Source organism: Myroides sp. DF42-4-2 (assembly GCF_030326445.1).
Taxonomy (GTDB): Bacteria; Bacteroidota; Bacteroidia; order Flavobacteriales; family Flavobacteriaceae; genus Flavobacterium.
This window is the reverse complement of the sequence record NZ_JACAKI010000001.1, coordinates 430537-453874: the sequence shown is the minus strand read 5'-3', so window position 1 is coordinate 453874 and position 23338 is coordinate 430537. Positions and strand designations below refer to the sequence as shown.

18 protein-coding genes are annotated in these 23338 nt (G+C 40.0%); 12 read left to right on the top strand and 6 right to left on the bottom strand.

Annotated elements, in window-relative coordinates:
* The first annotated feature begins 1 nt into the window (after position 1).
* Both truB and HX062_RS02010 read left to right on the top strand, forming a co-directional pair.
* The gene (gene truB, locus HX062_RS02015) at positions 2-736 is read left to right on the top strand and encodes a tRNA pseudouridine(55) synthase TruB (RefSeq protein WP_182625536.1); all 735 of its coding nucleotides are present in this window, start codon (positions 2-4) and stop codon (positions 734-736) included.
* Positions 737-1267: 531 nt separating this feature from the next.
* Positions 1268-1429 (top strand): hypothetical protein, encoded by a 162-nt coding sequence (locus tag HX062_RS02010; RefSeq protein WP_286466190.1) that lies wholly within the window; start codon positions 1268-1270, stop codon positions 1427-1429.
* On the opposite strand, the gene HX062_RS02005 is transcribed toward HX062_RS02010, so the two are convergent.
* Together HX062_RS02005 and HX062_RS02000 are read right to left on the bottom strand one after the other, a co-directional pair.
* Entirely contained in the window at positions 1418-1798 is a 381-nt protein-coding gene (locus tag HX062_RS02005; RefSeq protein ID WP_182625534.1) for a DUF779 domain-containing protein, read from the bottom strand. The two genes, HX062_RS02010 and HX062_RS02005, sit on opposite strands and share 12 nt — an antisense overlap.
* A 12-nt stretch (positions 1799-1810) precedes the next feature.
* Entirely contained in the window at positions 1811-3316 is a 1506-nt protein-coding gene (locus HX062_RS02000; protein ID WP_286466189.1) for an aldehyde dehydrogenase family protein, read from the bottom strand.
* Positions 3317-3500: 184 nt separating this feature from the next.
* Here HX062_RS02000 and HX062_RS01995 point away from each other — a divergent pair, with 184 nt between their 5' ends.
* A complete protein-coding gene (locus HX062_RS01995) occupies positions 3501-4124 on the top strand; it encodes a YiiX/YebB-like N1pC/P60 family cysteine hydrolase (RefSeq protein WP_286466188.1) in 624 nt (207 codons plus the stop codon).
* Between the two features lie 16 nt (positions 4125-4140).
* Here HX062_RS01995 and HX062_RS01990 read toward each other — a convergent pair whose 3' ends face one another.
* Positions 4141-4743 carry a thioredoxin family protein gene (locus tag HX062_RS01990; RefSeq protein ID WP_182625531.1) on the bottom strand — a complete coding sequence of 201 codons (603 nt, stop codon included), beginning with the start codon at positions 4741-4743 and terminating at the stop codon, positions 4141-4143.
* A gap of 70 nt (positions 4744-4813) precedes the next feature.
* Between HX062_RS01990 and HX062_RS01985 the strand changes: the two genes are divergently transcribed.
* The 6 genes from HX062_RS01985 to HX062_RS01960 all read left to right on the top strand — a co-directional run bounded on the left by HX062_RS01985 (position 4814) and on the right by HX062_RS01960 (position 10857).
* Entirely contained in the window at positions 4814-5608 is a 795-nt protein-coding gene (locus HX062_RS01985; protein ID WP_182625530.1) for a patatin-like phospholipase family protein, read from the top strand.
* 46 nt (positions 5609-5654) lie between these two features.
* The gene (gene pyrH / locus HX062_RS01980) at positions 5655-6374 is read left to right on the top strand and encodes a UMP kinase (RefSeq protein WP_182625529.1); all 720 of its coding nucleotides are present in this window, start codon (positions 5655-5657) and stop codon (positions 6372-6374) included.
* A gap of 8 nt (positions 6375-6382) precedes the next feature.
* Positions 6383-6946: a ribosome recycling factor gene (gene frr, locus HX062_RS01975; protein ID WP_182625528.1), complete on the top strand. Its 564-nt coding sequence runs from the start codon at positions 6383-6385 to the stop codon at positions 6944-6946.
* 234 nt (positions 6947-7180) lie between these two features.
* Positions 7181-8614: an asparagine--tRNA ligase gene (gene asnS / locus HX062_RS01970; protein ID WP_182625527.1), complete on the top strand. Its 1434-nt coding sequence runs from the start codon at positions 7181-7183 to the stop codon at positions 8612-8614.
* Positions 8615-8725: 111 nt separating this feature from the next.
* A complete protein-coding gene (rpoN, locus tag HX062_RS01965; RefSeq protein WP_286466185.1) occupies positions 8726-10180 on the top strand; it encodes an RNA polymerase factor sigma-54 in 1455 nt (484 codons plus the stop codon).
* Between the two features lie 65 nt (positions 10181-10245).
* Entirely contained in the window at positions 10246-10857 is a 612-nt protein-coding gene (locus HX062_RS01960) for a hypothetical protein (RefSeq protein WP_182625525.1), read from the top strand.
* Between the two features lie 26 nt (positions 10858-10883).
* Here the strand turns inward: HX062_RS01960 and HX062_RS01955 are convergent, their stop codons facing one another.
* The 3 genes from HX062_RS01955 to HX062_RS01945 are packed head-to-tail and all read right to left on the bottom strand — an operon-like array spanning position 10884 to position 14577.
* A complete protein-coding gene (locus HX062_RS01955) occupies positions 10884-11582 on the bottom strand; it encodes a porin family protein (RefSeq protein ID WP_286466184.1) in 699 nt (232 codons plus the stop codon).
* 17 nt (positions 11583-11599) lie between these two features.
* Complete coding sequence (locus tag HX062_RS01950) at positions 11600-12817, bottom strand: DUF3078 domain-containing protein (protein WP_286466183.1); 1218 nt, start codon at positions 12815-12817, stop codon at positions 11600-11602.
* Entirely contained in the window at positions 12814-14577 is a 1764-nt protein-coding gene (locus tag HX062_RS01945; RefSeq protein ID WP_286466182.1) for a 1-deoxy-D-xylulose-5-phosphate synthase, read from the bottom strand. The genes HX062_RS01950 and HX062_RS01945 overlap by 4 nt, the downstream gene beginning before the upstream one ends.
* A gap of 348 nt (positions 14578-14925) precedes the next feature.
* Here HX062_RS01945 and HX062_RS01940 point away from each other — a divergent pair, with 348 nt between their 5' ends.
* From HX062_RS01940 to pbpC, 3 genes are read left to right on the top strand one after another with little or no spacing between them, the layout of a single operon-like run.
* On the top strand, positions 14926-15363 hold the full coding sequence (locus HX062_RS01940) for a nucleoside deaminase (protein ID WP_182625521.1): 438 nt from the start codon (positions 14926-14928) through the stop codon (positions 15361-15363).
* Positions 15364-15374: 11 nt separating this feature from the next.
* A complete protein-coding gene (locus tag HX062_RS01935) occupies positions 15375-20873 on the top strand; it encodes an alpha-2-macroglobulin family protein (protein WP_286466180.1) in 5499 nt (1832 codons plus the stop codon).
* 56 nt (positions 20874-20929) lie between these two features.
* Positions 20930-23302, top strand: a complete 2373-nt coding sequence (pbpC, locus tag HX062_RS01930) for a penicillin-binding protein 1C (protein ID WP_286466179.1) — start codon at positions 20930-20932, stop codon at positions 23300-23302.
* Positions 23303-23338 lie beyond the last annotated feature (36 nt).

Below are 23338 nucleotides of genomic sequence, written 5' to 3'. Positions count from 1 at the left end.
CATGCAATTTTCAGCAGAAGCATTTCAAGAAGGTCAAGTCTTACTCATTGACAAACCTTTACATTGGTCTTCGTTTCAAGCCGTTAACAAAATTAAATGGCTATTGAAAAAAGAATACGGGCTAAAAAAAATAAAAGTCGGTCACGCCGGAACTTTAGATCCCTTGGCAACAGGATTATTGTTGATTTGCACGGGAAAAGCCACTAAAACCATTACGGAATTACAAGGACAAGAAAAAGAATATACCGGTACAATTCAGCTGGGTGCCACTACACCATCCTATGATTTGGAAACTGAAATCAATCAAACCTTTCCAATCGCGCATATTACGGAGGAGATGATCGAACAAACCCGCGGGAGTTTTCTGGGTACAACCCTACAACGCCCCCCTATTTTCTCCGCCCTTAAAAAAGATGGCAAGCGATTGTACGAACACGCTCGCAAAGGAGAAGAAGTAGAAATTAGCAGCCGTCCAATTAGTATTTCTGACTTTGAACTGACGCGTGTGGCATTACCTGAGATCGACTTTAGAATCGCATGTTCAAAGGGTACCTATATCCGCTCTATTGCATTTGACTTTGGAGAAAAATTGAACAGTGGAGGGCATCTAACAGCCTTGCGTCGTACTAAAATAGGGGAATATGACGTGAAAAACGCATTGAGTATAGAGGAATTTGAAGACCGTGTAATAGAAAGTGGAGATGGGAAAAGGGAGAAGGAACAACTCCCTCAATAGATGATTATACGACTAAAAAATAATCGACCAAAACTAAAATAACAAGGAGGGTGTCCCAAAAGGACACCCTCTTATGTATTGTATAAAACTCCGATGACGCGCATTTGCACCTACTGCACCTACCTTCCCACGTAGGCCACCTAAAATTCCTCTTTTAATATCTGCCCTAATTTACCTGGTTTACTGGTTACTATTCTTTTACAATCGTTCTTTGCTATTCACAAGCTGCACGAATACACGACAAAGCAACATCAGACGAAATTAACCTGAATATCTTCCGCGTTTTTCCACTATTTGGAAAGCAAAAGCACAAATGGGTTTGTTTTTCCGTCAACAAACAATACAAACAACTGTTATTCAGTCGTTTATTTGGTTTTCTTTTACTCTTGTTCGGGTCTTCTTCGACAAACCTTCGTATTTACGGGGGTTTAACCCCCATTTACCGAAGCTGACTCGAACATGACTCGAACAAGACCCAAACAAAACCCATTCCTGTTCCGTTGTACTGCAAGAAACAAAACTCTTTGTCCGATGCCACTGATTGCAAATCCGCGCGATCAGGAAAAAGGAAAAGGAACAACACAACAGATGATTATACGACTAAAAAGTAATCGACCTAAACTAAAACAACAAGAGGCTACACTTTCGTATAGCCTCCTCACATTCATCGTATTAAAGCAATTATTCATTTAAAATTACCTCCTCAAGTTGATTCAACTCTTCAGGTGTAAACATACGATACTGTATTTGAAATGTTTTTTGTTTGGGAATTTCCAAGGAAAAACCGCCGGTTCCGAAACCATCGGCTACGTCTAATGTAAAATGAGTGTGTTTCCAATACTCAAATAAATCGCGATCTACCCAAAAGTCAAAACCACAAACCGCTCCAATTTTCACATCGCGAAGCCTTAAAGGGAAACCTCCTTTGACAAAACACATGGGTTGTGTGCCTTCACAGCATCCTCCAGATTGATAAAACATCAAATCTCCGTGTTCTGCATGCAGTTCTTCAATCAAAGCCTTGGCTTTTTCCGTAACATCAATGCGGCTAATTTTCGACATCTCTTATAAATTTTAGAAGAATCCCATTTTTTTCTTGTTGTACGAGATCAACATATTTTTAGTTTGACGGTAGTGACCGAGCATCATTTTGTGATTTTCACGTCCAATTCCAGATTGTTTGTAACCTCCAAAAGGAGCACCCGCAGGATAATTGTGGTAATTGTTTACCCAAACGCGTCCGGCTTTAATAGCGCGTGGAATTTGGTACAACTGATGTGCATCACGTGTCCACACACCCGCACCTAATCCGTATAGCGTATCATTAGCTATTTCAATGGCTTCTTTTTCATCTTTAAAGGTTGTAACAGCCAATACAGGTCCGAAAATTTCTTCTTGGAATACGCGCATTTTATTGTGCCCTTTTAGCAAGGTAGGTTGGATATAATATCCTTGCTCTAACTCACCCCCTAGGTGATTGACATCCCCTCCTACTAATACTTCAGCGCCTTCTTCTTTTCCAAGTTTAAGGTAGGAACTAATTTTGTCGTATTGCATTTTTGATGCTTGTGCCCCCATCATAGTGGTAGGATCCAATGGATTTCCGACTTTAATTGATTTTACGCGTTCAATAACACGAGCGATAAACTTGTCGTAAATACTTTCTTGGATCAACAAACGCGAAGGACATGTACACACTTCCCCTTGGTTAAACGCAAATAATACAGCCCCTTCAATTGCTTTATCTAGGTATTCATCATCGTGATCCATGACAGACTCAAAAAATACGTTAGGCGATTTCCCTCCTAATTCTAAAGTTACTGGAATGATATTTTCAGTTGCATACTGCATCACCAAACGACCCGTAGCAGTAGAACCAGTAAAAGCTGCTTTGCTAATTTTTGGATTAGCAACTAATTTTTGTCCTAGTTCAGCACCAGATCCATTGACGATATTCACTACACCAGCAGGCAATAAATCACCAATTAACTCTAGTAAGACCAAAATAGAAATTGGGGTATTTTCTGCAGGCTTAAGCACCACACAGTTTCCAGCTGCCAAAGCAGGAGCTAGTTTCCACACCGCCATTAAAATCGGAAAGTTCCAAGGAATAATTTGAGCGACAACGCCTAGGGGTTCGTGTACAATCATCGAAACCGTGTGCTCATCTAATTCAACTACAGATCCTTCTTCAGCGCGGATCACACCAGCGAAATAACGGAAGTGATCAATCGCCAATGGAATATCGGCATTTAGCGTTTCACGTAAAGCCTTTCCGTTGTCAATGGTTTCCACTTTAGCGATATATTCTAAGTTTTGCTCCATGCGATCGGCAATGCGAAACAAGATATTACTGCGTTCTGTTGCAGAAGTTTTGCTCCACGTTTCAAAAGCCTTATCTGCTGCGTCAATAGCCAAAATCAAATCTTCCTCCGTAGAGTGAGCCGCCTGTGCAAATACCGTTCCGTTGATTGGAGTAATAGAGTCGAGGTATCTCCCCTTAACAGGTGGTACGAATGCACCTCCAATATAGTTTCCATATTTTTCTTTGAATGCTGGAAATGGAAAATGTTGTGACATATAGTATATTTTTATGGTTAATCCACCTAATATACAATTAATTACAGTTCGTCACTAGTTGAGATCGAATCATTTTATAAACTTTAACAATTCAAAAAAAAGGCTTTTTCCTCGACTAAACCTTGGCCTCTTCGATTGTTTATCTAGGGGGATAGTTCTATTTTTGTACAAACGACAAATGAATATGAGAAAAATAATTGCTTTACTTGGGTTGCTTTGCACCATGAGCTACGCCCAACAAACGACGTTTAAAGAAGGAGATTTAATCTTTCAAAACCTAAAATGTGGTCCTCTATGTGATGCGATTAACGAAGTGACCTTTGGACACGAAGGATTAAATTTTAACCACATTGGAATGGTCGTTGAGCACGAAGGATCCCTTCAAGTGATTGAAGCCACTTGGCCAGAAGTTTGCCTCACCCCATTGAATGAATTTTTAGCCAAAACACCAGAAACGATGTATTTGGGAAGGCTATTAGCGCGATATGAGAAGTTAATTCCCCAAGCGAAGGCCTTTGCCTTACAACAGATTGGCACTCCCTATGACGACAATTACCTCTATGCCAACGGCAAATACTATTGTTCAGAATTGCTGTACGACGCCTTTAAATCGGCGAATAAAAACAAAGAGTTCTTTCACCTTTATCCGATGACGTATCGTTCAAAATATACAGGAGAAACTTTCCCCGTTTGGGCGGAGTACTTTGAGAAATTAGGTCAAGTCATCCCTGAAGGTGCATTAGGATGCAATCCTGCAGGGATGTCTTTGTCCAAAAACATCACTATTGTCGGACCTATCGTACAATAGTGATTGTATTATTACTTTATTGATCAATATCGGTCATCAGCGCAGCCACTTCTTGTTGCACTTGTTGACCTTTATTTTTTGTATACCATTTGTTTAACGCAATGATTCCATCTTCGTCAAACTTGCCGTGTTCTGCTTTGTAGTCGTTGACTAACTGTACCGCATCAGCAGGGCGAGGTCCCCAATCACCAAGTACTTCTCTACTTTCTTTATTGACAATTAGCAACTTGGGAATCGCTCTTCCTCCATTGGTGAGGTATTGATCCATCAGATCTAAATTTTGATCGCGAAACACAATGCGCAAATCCACTTTATCGGTAATAGCAGCCATTTTATTCAACATAGGTACCGATTGAGCAGCATCCCCGCACCAACTCTCAGAAATCACTAACCAGATGTACTCCTTGTTAAGATTTTCCATAACTTCTGCCACTTCAGGCTCTACGTTTAGGGTTTTGTCCAAGCGATGCAAGCGCGCTTCATTTAATTCAGCATAAGGCAAATAATCAGCTGTTAGTTGGAGTTTCTCCGGATTATTTTGCAAAGCCTCTGTTACATAGGAACGAAATGCATCATACGTAAAACTATTATTCAATACATTTTGGTCGACTTTGTTCATTTTTGTGTAATTTTATTAGTTTGAATTCAAAGTTAATCTTTTAAACACAAATCTTTCAATACTTTTATTTATGATCACACCTAAAATAGGTTTGGCTTTGTCTGGAGGTGGCTATAAGGGGATTGCACATGCAGGTGTTCTTTCCTTTTTAGTAGAACAAGAAATTCAACCTAAAATCTTGGCAGGAACAAGCGCAGGTTCAATTGTAGCCTGCTTGTATGCAATGGGCTTAACTCCACGTGAAATTTTGGATTTTTTCAAGTCGGTCAATATTTTAAATTGGCATTTTTTCACGTTTAAGAAAGCGGGACTTATTGATTCGAATGCATTTGAAAAGTATTTGTTTTCCGTGTTCGAAAACCGTACCCTCGATGACTTGCCGATCAAAGTATTGGTGAATACCACTGATATTGCCAAAGGGGAAGTCCACGTGTTTAGTCCAACTACCCGAGTAATCGACGCTATACTGGCTTCCAGTGCGTTTCCTGCTATATTTTCTCCTCATACAATTGACGATCAATTGTTCAGTGATGGTGGGATCCTCAATAATTTTGCGACAGATTTAATTCGAAAGGACTGCGACTTTTTAATCGGGAGCAATGTGTGTCCGATCGAACAGCTGGAGAAGAAAAACCTCAATTCACTGCGTTCGGTTGCGATTCGCGCCTATGATTTAATGGCTGCTAATCACAATCGAACCCAATCAGCTTTATGCGATTGGTTAATTGAATCCCATCACATTACACAATATTCAACCTTTGAGCGCAATAAGCAGCGGATGGATGAAATATTTGAGTTGGGATACCAAGCGGCAGCGAGAACCTTTAAAATTCATCAGGATAAATTCGCAAAAGCTATTTTATAGTAGTATATAATCTTTATATTTGCAAAACTTTAAAAATATCATATCCATGAAATATAAAAGAATTCTGCTTAAATTAAGTGGAGAAGCTTTAATGGGAGAGAATCAATATGGCATTGACCCTAAGAGATTAGCTGAGTACGCAGCTGAAGTAAAAAAAGTACATGATTTGGGTGTTGAAATAGCTATTGTTATTGGTGGTGGTAATATTTTTAGAGGAGTAGCTGGTGCAAGTGTGGGTATGGATCGCGTTCAAGGCGATTATATGGGGATGCTTGCTACCATCATCAACGGTATGGCACTTCAAGGCGCATTAGAAGATGCGGGCATGCTTACTCGTTTGCAAACAGCCTTAAAAATCGAAGCAGTAGCTGAGCCTTACATCAAGCGAAGAGCGGTTCGTCACTTAGAAAAAGGACGTATTGTTATTTTTGGTGCAGGAACAGGAAACCCGTACTTCACAACTGATACAGCGGCTGTATTGCGCGGCGTTGAAATCAATGCCGATGTTATTTTAAAAGGAACACGTGTTGACGGCGTGTACAATGCAGATCCAGAAAAAGATCCTACAGCAGTTAAATTTGAAAAAATCACTTTTAGCGACGTACTAACTAAAGGATTGAATGTCATGGACACCACAGCATTTACCTTGAGTAGAGAAAACGAATTACCTATTGTGGTATTCGACATGAATAAAGAAAATAATTTACTAAAAGTTTGCAAAGGAGATGATACAGTAGGAACTACTGTTTCCGTAAACCTTAATTAATAAACGTTATGACAGAAGAAATCGATTTAATTATTGCGAGTGCAAAAGAGGCAATGGACGGTTCTATTGCTCACTTAGAAAAATCGTTATTAAATATTCGTGCTGGAAAAGCATCACCGCAAATGCTTGGTAGTGTTTTTGTGGACTACTACGGTTCTCAAACGCCACTTTCTCAAGTAGCGAGTGTAAACGTTCCCGATGCACGTACGTTAACTGTTACTCCATGGGAGAAAAGCATGTTACAACCAATTGAAAAAGCAATTATGATTGCCAATCTTGGGTTGAATCCAATGAATAATGGAGAAAACATTATCATTAATATTCCTGCGTTAACAGAAGAAAGACGTAAAGAATTAGTAAAACAGGCTAAAGCAGAAACAGAAGATGCCAAAATTGGTATTCGAAATGCGCGTAAAGACGCTAACAACGATATCAAAAAAGAAGAAAAAAATGGTGTTTCTGAAGACGTTTGTAAAGAGGCTGAAGAGCAAGTACAAAAGTTAACAGATGCTTTTGTGAAAAAGATTGATGAAATCTTAGTGAGAAAAGAAGAAGAAATTCTTAAAGTATAAAGAAAGCCCGCTGATGCGGGCTTTTTTAATTTATATACTTTTCTGATATTTTAAGCTACTTCTTCTACTTTTCAAATGAGCGCCAATTCAAAACCATATAAAAAGCTAGTTTTGGTGTGTAATCTTTGATGAATAACCCGTTTATTTACATCAATATCTATTGTTTTTTTAGTACATTTGTTCGTATTTCAATTCAAAGATTTGATCTACTAGGTAATAAAAATATAATCAAAAATGAAACACACCAAAATTATCGATCTGCTTACCGGAAAGGCACTTTTGCATGAAGTAAAAGCGAAAGGCTGGGTAAAAACATTTAGAAACAACCAATTTATTGCTTTAAATGACGGATCGACAATCAATAACATTCAATGTGTTGTTGACTTAGATAAGTTTCCTGCTGAGTTATTAAAAAAGATTCACACAGGAGCAGCTATTTCTGTAAGAGGTACCTTAATTGAAAGTAGAGGAGCTGGGCAAAATGTAGAAATCCAAGTTGAAAACTTAAAAGTTTATGGTGAATCGAATCCAGAGGAATACCCAATTCAGCCGAAAAAACACTCTTTAGAGTTTTTACGTGAAAATGCGCACTTGCGAATTAGAACGAATATTTTTGGTGCGATTATGCGTGTAAGAAGTACGTTATCGTACGCGGTACACAAGTATTTCCAAGACAATGGTTTCTTCTACTTCAATGCGCCGATCATCACGGGTTCGGATGCAGAAGGTGCTGGAGAAATGTTTAAAGTAACAAATTTCAATTTAAATAAGCTGCCAAAAAAAGAGGATGGAAGCGTTGATTTTTCTGAAGACTTCTTTGGAAAGGCGACGAATCTAACGGTTTCAGGACAGCTAGAAGCAGAGACCTATGCCATGGCACTTGGTTCGGTTTATACCTTTGGACCTACTTTCCGCGCAGAAAACTCAAATACTTCGCGTCACTTAGCTGAATTCTGGATGATTGAACCTGAAGTTGCCTTCAACAAATTGGCGGACAACATGGATCTAGCAGAAGATTTCATCAAGTATGTAATCAACTACACCCTAGAAAAATGCCCGGATGATTTAGCCTTCTTACAAACTCGTTTACTAGAGGAAGAAAAGAATAAACCACAAGCAGAACGCAGTGAAATGGCTTTGCTTGAAAAACTTCGCTTTATCACAGAAAACAATTTCAAGCGCGTTAGTTATACAGAAGCTATTGATATTTTAAAAGCGTCTAAACCGAATAAAAACAAGAAGTTCAACTATATCATTGAAGAATGGGGTGCTGATTTACAAAGTGAGCACGAGCGTTATTTAGTTGAAAAACACTTCAAATGTCCGGTAATCTTATTTGATTATCCAGCAGATATCAAAGCCTTCTACATGCGTATGAATGAAGACGGTAAAACGGTTCGCGCTATGGATATCTTATTCCCTGGAATTGGAGAAATTGTAGGTGGTTCAGAACGCGAGGAACGCTATGAGGTTTTATTGGACAAAATTGAGAAAATGGGCATTGATAAAGAGGAACTATGGTGGTACCTAGACACGCGTAAATTCGGTACAGCTCCACACAGTGGATTTGGACTAGGATTCGAGCGTTTAGTGCTATTCGTTACTGGAATGACAAACATCAGAGACGTGATTCCTTTCCCTAGAACGCCCCAAAATGCAGCGTTTTAATTATTCATAAAAAGAAACCCTTTAAATGTTTACTTTTATCGTTTTTTTTCTGTAAATTAGGAAGAACAATGATTAAAAGTAAACATTTTTATTTCGTTAATTTTATTTAGCATGCTAAAACAAAGTTTACAACTTAAACTATCCCAAAAACTATCTCCTCAACAAATCCAGTTGATGAAGCTGATTCAATTACCTACTTTAGCCTTTGAACAACGGTTGAAAGAGGAGTTAATTGAAAATCCCGCTTTAGAAACAGGTAAAGAAGATTCAACTGATGAGTTTGATAGCTTGGACAATGAGTTCGACGATTTTGACAGCGAGCGCATCGACGCAGAAGACATCAATATTGATGACTACTTGAGCGATGATGAAATTCCCGATTATAAATTACAGGCGAACAACTACAGTTCGGATGACGAGGACTATGAAGCCCCAATTATTGCAACAGAATCATTTCACCAAAACCTCATCAATCAATTAAACACCTTTATCCTTTCGGAAGAGGCGCGCATCATTGCGGAATTTTTAGTGGGCAGTGTTGATGAAATGGGCTATCTCCGCAGAGAGGTTCAAGACATCGTTGATGATCTTGCGTTTACTCAAGGTGTTTATACCGATACAGAAACGGTAGAACAGATCCTAGCTCTTGTTCACGAATTAGAACCGATCGGAGTGGGTGCACGTAACCTACAAGAGTGTTTATTGTTGCAACTCAAACACAAAACTCCAACCGATGCCATTACAGTAGCCAAAGATATCATTGAAAATCAATTCGATGCCTTTACCAAAAAACATTACGACAAGTTGTTGTCGCGCTACAATATTACCAAAGATCAATTGCGCAAAGCGATTGACGAAATTGAAAAACTCAACCCCAAACCTGGGGGCGCCTATACTGGCACCAATCGATTTATCGAACAGGTCATTCCCGATTTTACAATCAAAATTGTCGATGGCGAAATTGAATTGACGTTAAACAATCGAAATGCGCCTGAACTTCACATTTCTCGTGATTACCAAGAGATGTTGCAGACCTATAAAGACTCAACACAAGCCAGCGCTTCTCAAAAAGACGCCGTACAATTCATCAAGCAAAAGTTAGATGGGGCTAAGTGGTTTATCGACGCGATCAAACAGCGTCAAGAAACGTTATATGTGACAATGAGCGCCATTGTACACTACCAAGAAGAATATTTTTTAACTGGAGATGAAACTAAACTAAAACCGATGATTCTCAAAGATATCGCCGATTTAGTTGGCCTAGATATTTCTACTATTTCTCGTGTTGCCAACAGCAAATACGTCGAAACTCCCTATGGAACGAAATTGATCAAAAACTTCTTCTCTGAAGCAATGATGAACGACCAAGGAGAAGAAGTATCAACCATTGAAATCAAAAAAATATTGGAAACGATTATCTCAGAAGAGGACAAGAAAAAACCATATCCTGATGATAAATTAGCTGAATTACTCAAAGAAAAAGGCTATCCCATTGCAAGGCGAACGATTGCAAAATACCGCGAACAACTGGATATTCCCGTTGCGCGTATGAGAAAGAGAATTTAGAAAACGGAAAATCAGATTAAAAAAGACTGAAAAACAAACGATACCGCTAAAAATGGTCGGCAATTATGAAAAAATTAGCTCAACTTGTTTCCTATCTTTTTCATCCCATAGTATTGCCTTTACAGACGGTTGGGTTGTATTTTATTATCGAGTACTACTATTTTACTCCGATAGAACTATCCATTATCCTAAGTCAAGTGGCTATCGTTACTTTTTTTATTCCCATCTCTATCTACTATTTGATGCGTTCTTTGCGCGTACTCAAATCCAGTGTAATGGTCAGTGATACCAAAGAGCGCATTTTTCCATTTGCCATCAATATTGCTTTGCTTTACGTCCTTAAAACACTGGTATTATACAACAATAGTGCCTATGAGTTAAAGCTGTATTTTTGGGGGTTAATCGTCACCTATTCCCTTTTGTTACTAGGCGCAATCTTTAGGCAAAAATTCAGCGTACACACGGCTATGCTCACAGGAGGCTTAACGTTCTTCACGCTTTTGCTCATTCACCAAAAAACCCCCGCTTTAATTTTGTTGATTAGTTGTATTCTCATCACGGGATTAACGGCGAGTGCCCGCTTGTATTTGCGTGCGCATACCTCCTATGAGGTGATTGTTGGTGGGTTGATTGGCCTACTGCCACAACTGGCTTGTTGGGTGCTTTTACGGCCATAAAAAAAAGAGCTTGAACAGCTCTTTCCTTATAAAATATAAAAGATAACGCCGACTTTAAACAGGCGCAACTTCTCAGGATCGTTTTTAATTGGAGCGTCTTTGTAGATGGTATTTAACCCGTAATAGGCGTAAAAATTCCAAGTATTAAACCCAGCACCTACATACATACCAAACAGCCATTTGTTGATGTTGTCATCGCCGCGTAAGGTTACCGAGTATTCATCTGTAGATGTTTTCAATCGACTCCCCATAACATAGCTGGCTTTAACTCCTACATAGGCACGCCAAAACTTATGGCTAGCAGGGGTTGAATTTCGCCAACGCAATTCAAGGGGAAAATCTAGCATATGCAGCGACAGACTATTTCGCTTTTGATTGTCTACTACGGTATAGGCTCTGTCTGCTGTTAGACCAAAGTTATTGCGCAAATTCTGATACGAAAATCCAACACCCGGTGCAAGGGCGATCGTTCGGCTTTTATTGAGGGGAAAATCTCTCAAAAAACCAAAATCAACCCCAAGTGAAACAGTACTAGAAGCATAACCTTTGGGTTTTCCCTGCATTAGATTGTGAGAAATTCCAAAGTAAAACTGATCTTCTCTATACTTAAAATCTAGTGCTGCTATGCTATCCTGTTTACGGGTTACTTCATCTACTTCCACTTGTTGTGCAAAAGAAAAAGAACTGATCAAACAGAAAAAACAAAGGAAATAAAGATGCTTCATAGCGCTAATTTATAAAATTAAAACGAATAGACTAAGCCTACTCCTAAGGTTTGTTTAAATTGGATTTTAGGTCCTTCAATCACCTGTACTCCACCGCGTTCCACTTTGTTTTTTACGTTGTCGTCATAGATTAAGTTAATCCCTACATTGGCGCGAACAAAGTTATTGACCTTCATATCCAGTTTCAAATCCCACATGACATCAATATTGCCAAATTGATCGATATAATCACTGTATAACGTCAATTTTGTATCAATAAATATATTGTTAAACACTTCTTTTTTCCATTCTGTACTCACCAATAGACCCACCTCAGCTTTGGAGCGCTTTCCATGCCTTAGTATGTTGCCATCCTCGTCTTTGATTGCGGGATCGACACCAAATGCACCTTGATCTGCCAAGGTTTGATCATTGACGAATGTTGCTTTATACGTCAGTGGTGAAATATAGTATTTAATTCCGGTTTTGGAATCCATATACTCTCCCCCGACCCCGACAAAGAGGTAAGCAGGTGCTAACCAGCGAGAGACCGGATTATCTGTATTGGGATAGTTAAATCCATCAGTAAATTGCGTTCTAAAATTTAGCTTGGACACATAGTACCAATCCGAGGCGGCTGAGGATTTATATCCAAAGGTAGAGTTGAGCTCTAGGACATCATCCGATTTGCGCAACTCCCGATCGGACTGCTTATTTACCCCATAGCGCACGTTTAACGTATTATCCCAGATCATACGTCCTTTGATATACTTTCTGCTAAAATCTCCTTTTAGCAAGCCCGCAATGGAATTATCCCCTCCAGCACTCCAATTGACAAAGGCAATTTGGTTAAAATCCAATCCCACTTTATTTGTCTTCTCCCAATATCCAATGATTTCATTGTTTACCGGAATAGCGGACAGTTCGATTTGCGGATTAAACTTCGTTTTTATAGCACTGTACTTTGGCTTACTGCGTTCAACGAAAACTTCGGGTTTAAAAAAAGCCAAGTCTTCTCTACTGCCAAGATTCATATAACTCAATAACAAATCTTCTTCTGCGTAGTTTTTACGCGGTAAAAAATTCATCAAAGGGTTAAACGGATTTTCTTGTACTTTTATCGTATCCTGAGTGACCAGGGTATCGGATTGTGCCTTTGGCAGTTCAACAGTAGTTGAGCCTACTTGTGCCAAACTAGTCCCGGTGTACAACCCTATAACGATAGAAAAAAAAGCAATCTTTCCTAAATTATTCAAAACTTATCTCTAATTAATTTTACAATTGAATCTACATCTATACCACAAATTTGCTGCTGTTCCAATACGGTACCGTGTTCGATAAACACATCGGGAACACCTAAATTCTCAACTAAGAGCTCAGGGTAATGCTGGGATACAAATTGGGCTATACTACTTCCAAAACCACCTTTAACTGTGCCATCTTCAATGGTCACCACTTGCACATGACTTTTACATATTTCGTGCAATCGCTGCTCATTCAACGGTTTAACAAACAAAAAATGTTCGTGTGTCCAAGCGTTGGTTTCACATTGTTCAAAGGCTTGTATGACATTATTTCCTATTACTCCTGTTGAAATTATGGCAAATTTATCGCCTTTTCTTAAGTTTTTAGTTATTGATACGTTAAGTTTTTCAAAACCCACGCGCCAATCGGATTGCTTTACTCCTTTTCCTCTAGGATAGCGAATGGCCCAAGGCGTATCAATTCCCAATTGTACGGTGTACAACAACTGCCTCAACTCGACCTCGTCCAACGGAGCGGCAATCACCATATTGGGAATGCAATTCAAATAGGCTAGATCAAATACACCTTGATGAGTAGCTCCATCCTCTCCGACTAAACCTGCGCGATCGAGACAAAAGACAACGGGTAGTTTTTGCAAAGCCACATCGTGAATTAACTGATCGTACGCGCGCTGTAAAAAAGTAGAATAAATGGCACAATAGGGAATGAGTCCCTGCGTTGCCATACCTGCCGCTAAGGTAACTGCATGTTGTTCGGCAATTCCCACGTCCAAGGCGCGATCAGGAAAAGCATCCATCATATATTTCATGGAACTTCCCGTTGGCATAGCAGGTGTAATCCCTACAATGAGAGGGTTTTGTTCAGCTAATTCAACCAAGGTATGCCCAAAGACATCTTGGTATTTAGCGGGATATTCCTTTTCTTGTTTGATGATCAATTCCCCTGTTGCACTGTCAAACTTACCTGGTGCGTGGTATTTTACTTGATTCTCCTCCGCTTGTTTTAACCCTTTACCTTTGGTAGTAATTACGTGTAAAAACTTGGGACCTCTGTGCTTTTTTAACTTGGTCAACTCCTTGATTAACAGTTTTAAATCGTGTCCATCTATTGGACCGCGATAATCAAAATGCAAGGATTTGATCATGTTGTTTCGCTTGTGATTTTTGCCTTCTTTTACAGCCGTTAAATAATCTTTTAACGCTCCAACACTGGGGTCAATTCCTATGGCGTTATCATTTAGCACAACCAACATATTAGCATCACTGACTCCTGCGTGATTCAACCCTTCGAAGGCCATACCTGCAGCAATAGAGGCATCTCCAATCACCGCAATATGTTGTTTCTCAGGCTCCCCTTTTAGTTTAGAGGCAATCGCCATTCCCAAAACAGCAGAAATAGACGTAGACGAATGCCCGACGCCAAAAACGTCATATTGACTTTCTTCTCTGTGCGGAAACCCACTAATGCCCCCTTTTTGTCGGTTGGTGTGAAACACGCCCTGACGCCCTGTGAGCAATTTGTGTCCGTAGGCTTGATGTCCAACATCCCAAACCAATAAATCATTCGGGGTATCAAAAACGTAGTGCAAGGCAATTGTCAATTCAACAACGCCCAAACTCGCACCTAAATGTCCTTCTTTGGTGGCTACAACATCAATAATAAATCGTCGAATTTCAACCGCTAAGTCTTCCAACTGAGCGAGACTCAGTTTCCTCAGGTCTGAAGGATCTTTGATTTGTTCTAATAACATAAGCCCTATTACTATTCTTTTGTGAAAAACAAAATTACAACTTTGTTTTTAGTATTAGCTGTTTCCCTTGAATCAAGACCGAATTTTTCTATCAATAGACCTAAGGATGTGATCTAGTAAAAAATACTTCGCTCCTCTTTATCATCCAGCATGCAAAATATTTGTTCCATAAACAACCTGGATGCACTATTAATAAACAAAACCTTGTTGCCAAAAAAACGTCTTTTCTCTTGATGTAAGCTAGTTAATTTTTCATCTATAGAACTCCCTAGATATAGTGTTTTTTTTACGATATAAAATAAGTACAACTGTTTTTCACTTAACTTTGCTTAAATATAAACGTGAGTTATGGATATTTTCACAGATGAATACTTTATGCGAATCGCCCTAAGCGAGGCGCAAATGGCCTTTGAAAAAGGGGAGATTCCTGTTGGCGCTATTGTAGTTTCCAACGATAAAATCATTGCAAAATGTCATAATCTCACGGAACTATTACACGATGTCACCGCTCATGCGGAATTGCAAGCAGTATCTTCCGCAGCAAATTATTTAGACGCTAAATACCTGAAATCATGCACTTTATTCGTAACTTTAGAACCTTGCCAAATGTGTGCAGGGGCCTTGTATTGGAGTCAGATTTCAAGGGTGGTCTGGGGAGCAAGTGACGAAAAAAGAGGTTTTCAGACTATGGGAGGTCAACTCCACCCAAAGACCCTTGTTACCTCAGGTGTTTTAGCAGCGGAATGCGCAGCACTTATGCGTTCGTTTTTTGAAAAGAGAAGATAAATAAAAAAGCTATGAATAAAAAAATTGTACTAACGGCCCTGTGTCTGCTATTAGCCTTCTTACAGGCTTGTAAAAAAGAGGATGCCCAAGACTTTCCGCTTTCAGATCCCAAGGATTTTAGCGAGTATATCACGGCCTTCACAACAGGGATGATTTCATCCAAATCACCGATCGACATTGCCCTAACCAAAAATTGGGGTGAATGGCAAGATCAACAAGAAGTCGATGCTAAATTATTTACCATTTCACCTGCTGTAAAAGGGAAATTGCATTATTTAGCCAATCAAACCTTGCGTTTTGAACCAGCAGAGCGCCTGAAACAAGACCAGAAATACCACATTAACTTCCACTTGGGTAAGCTAACTCCCGTGGAAGATGCCCAACAAACGTTTTCTTTTTTGGTACATACTGTACCTCAGCAATTCACAACTGAGTTTACTGATTTACAATCCGTCGACAAAGACAATTACGTCCTACACGGAGTGATTAAATCCAGCGATTGGGCCAGTACAGAAACGATCAAAAAGATAGCGAAAGCACAACAAGGCAAACAAGGACTCGAACTTTCTTTTCAAACAGCAGATATCCAAGAGACAAAAGAATTTCCCTTCAGTATTCGAGGGATAAAACGCCACAAAGAAGCTTCGGAATTAACATTAACTCTTGATGCTAAGCCCCTGCAATTGGAGCAAAAAACAACGCAAACCTTTGATATCCCAGCCCAAGATGTTTTTGAGGTTCACCAAGTATTAACAACACTTGGAGATAATCACTCGTTTGCAATTAACTTCACGAATCCCGTTAAAAAGAATCAAAGTGTAGAAGGATTAATCCGCTTACAGGGTTATGAAAGCTTAGCCCTGACTTTTTTAATCGAGGGAAATCTAATCAAAGTATACAGTGAAAAGGCGCTGCCAGAGGAAGCCATTCTAATCGTTCAAGAGGGAATTGCAGATAGCTATGGCAACCGATTGAATGCAATTCACACGCAACCCATCAGCTTTGCTGTTCCGAAACCCGAAGTACAATTACTTCAAAACGGAACTATTTTACCCTCTTCGGAAAATTTGAAAATCAACTTTAAAGCCACCTCGCTAAGGGCTGTGGACGTAAAAGTGTATAAAGTATTCCAAAACAATATTTTGCAGTTTTTACAATCCAACAACTTGGATGGTTCCTACTCTCTTTATAGCGTTGCAGCACCCATTGCAAAAACAACGATCGAATTGACCAATCCAGATCCAAAAGCGCTCTTGAGATGGAATGCCTATGCTTTGGATTTATCTACTTTAATTAAACCAGATCCAGGAGCTATTTACCACGTAAAATTCTCTTTCAAAAAAGCCTATGCACTCAACTGTACACAAGAGACAGCGGAAGAAATAGACTTTGAAGTGGAGGAGGATTTAGAATCAGAGGAGGACGAATACGAGTACTACTACCGCTATTACCCATGGGAAGAACGCGAAGATCCATGTTCTGACGCTTACTATTACTATACACAAATGCCAAGCGCTAACGTATTGGCAAGTGATTTAGGTATAATCGTCAAAGGTGGAAACGACAATGTTTACACAGCGATTGTAACGAATATTTTAACTACAGCACCTGTCAATGGAGCAACGGTTGAATTTTATAGCTATCAACAACAATTGTTAGCGACAGCAAAAACTGACGGTGATGGAATTGCCAAAGTAAATCTCGGCAAAGCCAAAGCTTCTTTTGCTCTGGCAAAACAAGACAACAATACCACTTACATCAAAATCGATCAGGCCAATGCGCTTTCAGTAAGTAATTACGATGTGGACGGCACAACCTTACAAAAGGGAATGAACGGTTATGTCTATACAGAACGCGGCGTATGGCGTCCTGGCGACGATATTCACATCGGATTTATCCTCGATGATATTGCCAACCCTTTACCAGATAATCACCCGATTAAATTGACGCTATCTGATCCTTTTGGAAAAGTAACCGAACAAATCGTGCAAAAGAAAAATGTTGCCAACCACTATGCGTTTAAAGTAAAAACAGATACAGAAGCTCCAACAGGAAACTGGGAGGCGATTGTCCAAGTAGGAGGCGCAAAATTTCACAAGCGCATTAAAGTAGAAACAATTAAGCCTAATCGCTTAAAAATAAAAAACAATGCAGAAGGGAAAACTATCGCTTCTGATGACTATAACAAGAAAATCGACTATACAGTAGAATGGCTACAAGGAAGTACGGCTAAAAATTTAAAAGCCGAGGTACAAATAAAATTATTACCTGAACAAACGACCTTTAAAACCTATCCGAATTACCGATTTAACAACAGCTTATCTTCCTATGCAACAGAAGATATCAATGTGTATTCGGGTAGAACAAGTGAAAGCGGAACATTCTCGTTTTCGCTTAACTTAAAGAACACTGTTGAGAATTCCGCTATGTTAAAAGCAATTTTAACGACCAAAGTATATGAAAACGGCGGTGATGTATCGACAGATGTTTCAACTCTTACCTACTCTCCTTATGCGAGTTATGTAGGAATCAAGGCTCCTGAAGCTAATAAATACGGGTATTATGAAACGGATAAACCGTTGGCCTTTTCTATTGTAACTGTAACTAGTGACGGTAAAGCATTAGGGCAAAACGTACGCGTAGATGTATACCGCAAAAAGGGATACTGGTGGTGGAGTTCGAACGAGTATGGCGTATCCAATTACAACGCTTCGGACTATTACAGCCTTTATAGTACAGATCAACTGACGACCTCTTCAACTGGCGCTACTAAATTCGAATTAAAGATCCCTGAACAAGATTGGGGGAACTACGAGGTAGTTATTACCAACCTCAACAGTGGACATATCACATCCCAACAAGTGTATGTCGATTGGCCGTATTGGTCTGCCAAAACCAAACACAGAGAAGGAAAAGAAGCAATTGCCCTGTCAATTGCTACGGATAAAAAAGAATATACTGTTGACGAAAAGATCAAATTGTCTTTCCCTTCAAGTGAAGGAGGAAGAGCCTTGGTTTCTGTAGAAAGTGGCAGCAGTGTATTATCTACGCATTGGGTACAAACCAAACAAGGCGAAACGACATTTGAATTACCTGCAACGGCGGCTATGGCTCCGAATGCCTATATCAACATTACCTTGATTCAGCCACATGCCTATACAATTAACAATTCGCCAATTCGTCTATATGGAATTGCGCCAATCAGCGTATACAACAAGAAGACTAAATTAGAGCCTGAGATAATCATGCCAGAAAAATTGCGTCCAGAAGAGAAATTCACCTTAAAAGTCAAGGAGAAAAATGGAAACAAAATGACGTATACGGTAGCTATTGTCGAGGATGGATTATTGGATCTTACGCGTTTTAAAACCCCGGCTCCATGGCAAAATTTCTATAGTAAGTCCGCACTTGGTGTTCGCACATGGGATGTGTTTGACTACATCATTGGAGCTTATGGTGGAACTATTAATCAAGTATTCAGTATTGGTGGGGATGAAGATTTAGGCGCAGGGCAAGTCAAAAAAGCCAATCGCTTTAAGCCTGTTGTTATCTTTTCTGGTCCGTATACCTTAGAAAAGGGCAAAACAGCTTCACACGAAATCAAATTGCCGAAATACATCGGTTCTGTTCGCACGATGATCGTCGCTTCTAACACGGAACACAGAGCCTATGGTCATGCGGATAAAACCGTTAAAGTAAACAACCCATTAATGATCTTAGGTTCGTTGCCACGACGCGCAGTTCCTGGAGAGAAAATCACCTTACCTGTTACGGTTTTCGCCATGGAAAACCACGTGAAAAACGTCAAAGTTTCCGTTAAAACAGATGATAAATTTAAAATTAGCGGCTCGTCTACACAACAAGTAACCTTTAGTGAACCCGATGATAAAATTGCGTATTTTGAACTAGAAGTAGGCAACAAAACGGGAATTTCAACAATTGATATTGAAGCTACTTCAGGAAAAGAAAAAGCCACGTATAGCATTGAATTGGATGTACTCAATCCAAACCCAGTGACTACGCGTACACAAATAGTAACCGTTGATCCACAAGGTCAAGAAAACTTAGATTGGGTTCCTTTTGGCATTGCAGGAAGTAACAAAGCTACTTTAGAGCTTTCGACCTTCCCGAACATCAATTTGACCACCCGTCTCAATTACTTGATTACCTTCCCTCATGGTTGTACAGAACAAATTACCTCTGGTGTGTTTCCGCAGCTTTACCTCGCTGAGCTAATCACATTGGATGACAGCAAAAAACAAAGCATCCAACGCAATGTAAACGAAGGGATTCAACGCTTGGCACAACGTCAGTTCTCCGACGGAGGATTTGCGTATTGGCCAGGGAACAGCTATGCCGACGATTGGGCAACTTCCTATGTAGGCCACTTCTATCTTGAAGCAGAGAAAAAAGGATATGTACTACCGGTGAATAGCAAAGCAAACTGGATCGCATACCAACAAAAAATGGCCCGTCAATGGAAGTACGACAAACGCTATAGTTCTGATTTTGCTCAGGCATATCGCTTGTATACCTTGGCCCTAGCCGGACAAGCGGACGTTGCTTCCATGAACCGATTAAGAGAGACTCAAGGTATTTCTACAAATGCTAAATTCCGTCTCGCAGCAGCCTATGCGCTTGCAGGACAAAAAGAAGCCGCTCAAAAATTAATTGCCAACCTTTCCTTGGATGAAATTTCAGGATATTCGTACTATGGCTCTTATGAACGCAATTTAGCTATGGTTTTAGAAACGATGATGAACAGCGGAGCGAACAAAGTGAAAACACATGAATATGCCATCGAGCTAGCCAATAAACTAGGTTCATCCCAATGGATGAGTACGCAAACAACAGCCTATGCCTTAAACGCAATAGCTAGCTATGTCAACGTGCATAAACCAAGTGATGGAATCAATACGTTGTACGCATACAACGGACAAGAGGCTAAGGTTAATACAACCAAAGCTATGGTGAGTACAGAACTAAAGAACATCAAGTCGAACAATACTTTGATGGTCCAAAATAAGAGTAAAGCTACCCTTTATGCGCGTTTGACTTCCAGTGGAATTTTACCTGTGGGAGAAGAACAAGCAGATCAAAGCAACTTGACAATCCGAACAAACTATCGCTCAACCAATGGTGTAGCAATAAATCCAAGTAGTTTACAACAAGGAACTGAATTTGTATGTGATATTGTCATCTCAAACACTAGCAACCGAAGTATTGAAAACGTTGCATTAACACATATTGTTCCTTCGGGTTGGGAGATTGTAAACTTGCGCTATACTGATGCAGGGGGCGCGCAAAACCAAGTAGACTATACGGATATTCGCGATGATCGCACCATGTTCTACTTTACGTTAAACGCCAATACAAGCAAAACCCTACGCGTAACCCTAAACGCTTCCTACTTAGGAAACTACTACTTACCAGGGGTACAAGCCAATGCAATGTATGACAATGCTTATCGCTGTCGTACCATCGGCCAATGGGTGGAAGTAATTAAATAACGGAATTCTAAATCAATACAAAATACAGGGATAACCATATCCCTGTATTGCTTTATATGAAAGTCAGACCCAATGTAAAATGGCGGACGTGGAGCACGAAAAAGAAAGTAGGCTCTATTTTGATAGGGATCGCCTTGATTGCCTATTATTTTTGTTTGCCTCAAACCCTATTTGAAAAACCCTATTCAACCGTAATTGAAAGTAAGGATCACCAGTTACTAGCGGCACAAATTGCAAGTGATGGTCAATGGCGATTTCCCGCTATGGAACAAGTACCAGAAAAATTCGAAACGTGCATCATTGCATATGAAGACGAATATTTCCAATACCATTGGGGATTTAATCCCGTTTCCATTGTCAAGGCATTTGCGTCAAATTTATCGGCTAAAAAAGTAAAACGAGGCGGAAGTACCTTAACCCAACAAACCATTCGATTAGCGAGAGATGGAAAAAAACGCACCTATTTTGAAAAAATAATAGAGCTGATTCAAGCAACTCGATTGGAATTTAAGTACAGTAAAAAATCAATTGTAAGTCTCTATGCATCCCATGCTCCTTTTGGGGGTAATGTGGTGGGACTCGATGTTGCAGCATGGCGCTATTTCGGAACTTCGCCAGAGCAACTCTCCTGGGCTGAATGTGCAACTTTAGCAGTATTGCCCAATGCACCTCGTTTAATCTATCCAGGTAAAAACCAAGAACTCTTACTTCAAAAGCGCAATGCTCTACTGAAAAAACTACTAGACAGGGGACGTATTGACCAAAGTACCTATGCGTTGGCCCTTTCAGAACCTTTACCCCAAAAACCACATGAACTGCCACAAATTGCTCCTCACCTGCTGCAGTATATTGCAAAGACAAACAAAGAAGAGCGCTTGACAACCACTGTGGATTATGCTGTACAACAACGTGCCAATGCTATTGTGGAGAACTACTATTTACACTACAAACAAGCCGAGGTTTACAATATAGCCGCGCTAATTGTCGATGTAGAAAATCGCGATGTCATTGCCTATATTGGAAATTCACCTACTACCGTCGCCCATCAAAAGGATGTAGATATTATTCAAGCGTCCCGAAGTACGGGTAGTATTCTAAAGCCATTTTTATATGCGGCAATGCTCGATGATGCATCCCTTTTACCGAATCAATTGGTCGCTGATATTCCCGTTGTAATCTCCGGTTATAAACCTGCGAATTTCTCCAATAGCTATGAAGGAGCCGTGACGGCCAATGAAGCGCTGTCGCGTTCTTTAAACATTCCTTTTGTCTTACTGTTACAACAATATGGTGTGTATCGCTTTTACGACAATTTACAACAACTCAAACTGAGTTCTATCAATAAATACCCCGATCACTATGGTTTATCGCTTATCTTAGGAGGAGCGGAAAGCAGTTTATGGCAATTGACAAGAGCCTATGCAGGCCTGGTGGGCACAGTCCATTACTACAATAAAGAACAGGCGTATCGCACCGAAGAAATGCAAGAGCTCAATTGGAAAGCGGGGATTGCTTCATCCTTTGGAGAAACATCTAAGGAGAAAACGATTTGGGGTGCAGGAGCCATTTACAATACATTTGAAGCCCTAACTAAAGTAAATCGACCCGAAGGTGATGAAGCCTGGCAATATTACGACTCAGCCCTTAAAATCGCGTGGAAAACGGGTACGAGTTTTGGCGGACGCGATGCTTGGGCCATTGGGGTCAACAAAAAATACGTTGTCAGTGTTTGGGTGGGAAATGCCACAGGCGAAGGACGACCTTCCATTAGTGGGGTTCGCATGGCAGGCCCCATTCTATTTGATCTATTCAAGCTATTGCCCAAGCAAAAAGAAATGCCCATTCCTTTGAACGACTTAGAAGAAGTAGCCGTTTGTACATCCTCGGGTTATCTTGCAGGTCCTACTTGTCCTCAAACCAAAATGAACCTTATTCCGTATCGGGCAAAGAAAACCGCACTATGTCCCTATCACAAACTCGTGCACTTGGACGCTTCCTTGCAGTATCAAGTCAACAGTCAGTGTGAAGACATCGAACAAATCCGCCCTACACCATGGTTTATTCTACCGCCAACGATGGCGTATTTCTACAGAAAATCACATAGTGATTACCAAGACTTACCGCCTTTTAGAGGGGATTGTATCACCCAAGATCAGTTAAAAAAGATTGAGTTTATATACCCCAAACACGGGGACCACATTTACCTGACCAAAAACTTCTACTCTGAAGTACAACCCTTTATTGCCAAAGCGAGTGCGAGTAGCGCCAATAAAGCGTTGTTTTGGTATTTAAACGAACAATACATTGGTACAACAAGCCAATTTCACGAAACAGCCATTCACGGTAAATTGGGGGTTAATTACCTGACCATTGCCGATGAGCAAGGCCATACCCAGACAATTGAGTTCTATCTGGAGCAGCAAGACTAACAAAAAACCCAAAACGGATGCCGTTTTGGGTTTTTC

Coding starts and splice junctions, on each gene's coding strand:
- truB (WP_182625536.1), top strand. CDS start 2: ATGCAATTTTCAGCAGAAGCATTTCAAGAAGGTCAAGTCTTACTCATT.
- HX062_RS02010 (WP_286466190.1), top strand. CDS start 1,268: ATGCCACTGATTGCAAATCCGCGCGATCAGGAAAAAGGAAAAGGAACA.
- HX062_RS02005 (WP_182625534.1), bottom strand. CDS start 1,798: ATGTCGAAAATTAGCCGCATTGATGTTACGGAAAAAGCCAAGGCTTTG.
- HX062_RS02000 (WP_286466189.1), bottom strand. CDS start 3,316: ATGTCACAACATTTTCCATTTCCAGCATTCAAAGAAAAATATGGAAAC.
- HX062_RS01995 (WP_286466188.1), top strand. CDS start 3,501: ATGAGAAAAATAATTGCTTTACTTGGGTTGCTTTGCACCATGAGCTAC.
- HX062_RS01990 (WP_182625531.1), bottom strand. CDS start 4,743: ATGAACAAAGTCGACCAAAATGTATTGAATAATAGTTTTACGTATGAT.
- HX062_RS01985 (WP_182625530.1), top strand. CDS start 4,814: ATGATCACACCTAAAATAGGTTTGGCTTTGTCTGGAGGTGGCTATAAG.
- pyrH (WP_182625529.1), top strand. CDS start 5,655: ATGAAATATAAAAGAATTCTGCTTAAATTAAGTGGAGAAGCTTTAATG.
- frr (WP_182625528.1), top strand. CDS start 6,383: ATGACAGAAGAAATCGATTTAATTATTGCGAGTGCAAAAGAGGCAATG.
- asnS (WP_182625527.1), top strand. CDS start 7,181: ATGAAACACACCAAAATTATCGATCTGCTTACCGGAAAGGCACTTTTG.
- rpoN (WP_286466185.1), top strand. CDS start 8,726: ATGCTAAAACAAAGTTTACAACTTAAACTATCCCAAAAACTATCTCCT.
- HX062_RS01960 (WP_182625525.1), top strand. CDS start 10,246: ATGAAAAAATTAGCTCAACTTGTTTCCTATCTTTTTCATCCCATAGTA.
- HX062_RS01955 (WP_286466184.1), bottom strand. CDS start 11,582: ATGAAGCATCTTTATTTCCTTTGTTTTTTCTGTTTGATCAGTTCTTTT.
- HX062_RS01945 (WP_286466182.1), bottom strand. CDS start 14,577: ATGTTATTAGAACAAATCAAAGATCCTTCAGACCTGAGGAAACTGAGT.
- HX062_RS01940 (WP_182625521.1), top strand. CDS start 14,926: ATGGATATTTTCACAGATGAATACTTTATGCGAATCGCCCTAAGCGAG.
- HX062_RS01935 (WP_286466180.1), top strand. CDS start 15,375: ATGAATAAAAAAATTGTACTAACGGCCCTGTGTCTGCTATTAGCCTTC.
- pbpC (WP_286466179.1), top strand. CDS start 20,930: ATGAAAGTCAGACCCAATGTAAAATGGCGGACGTGGAGCACGAAAAAG.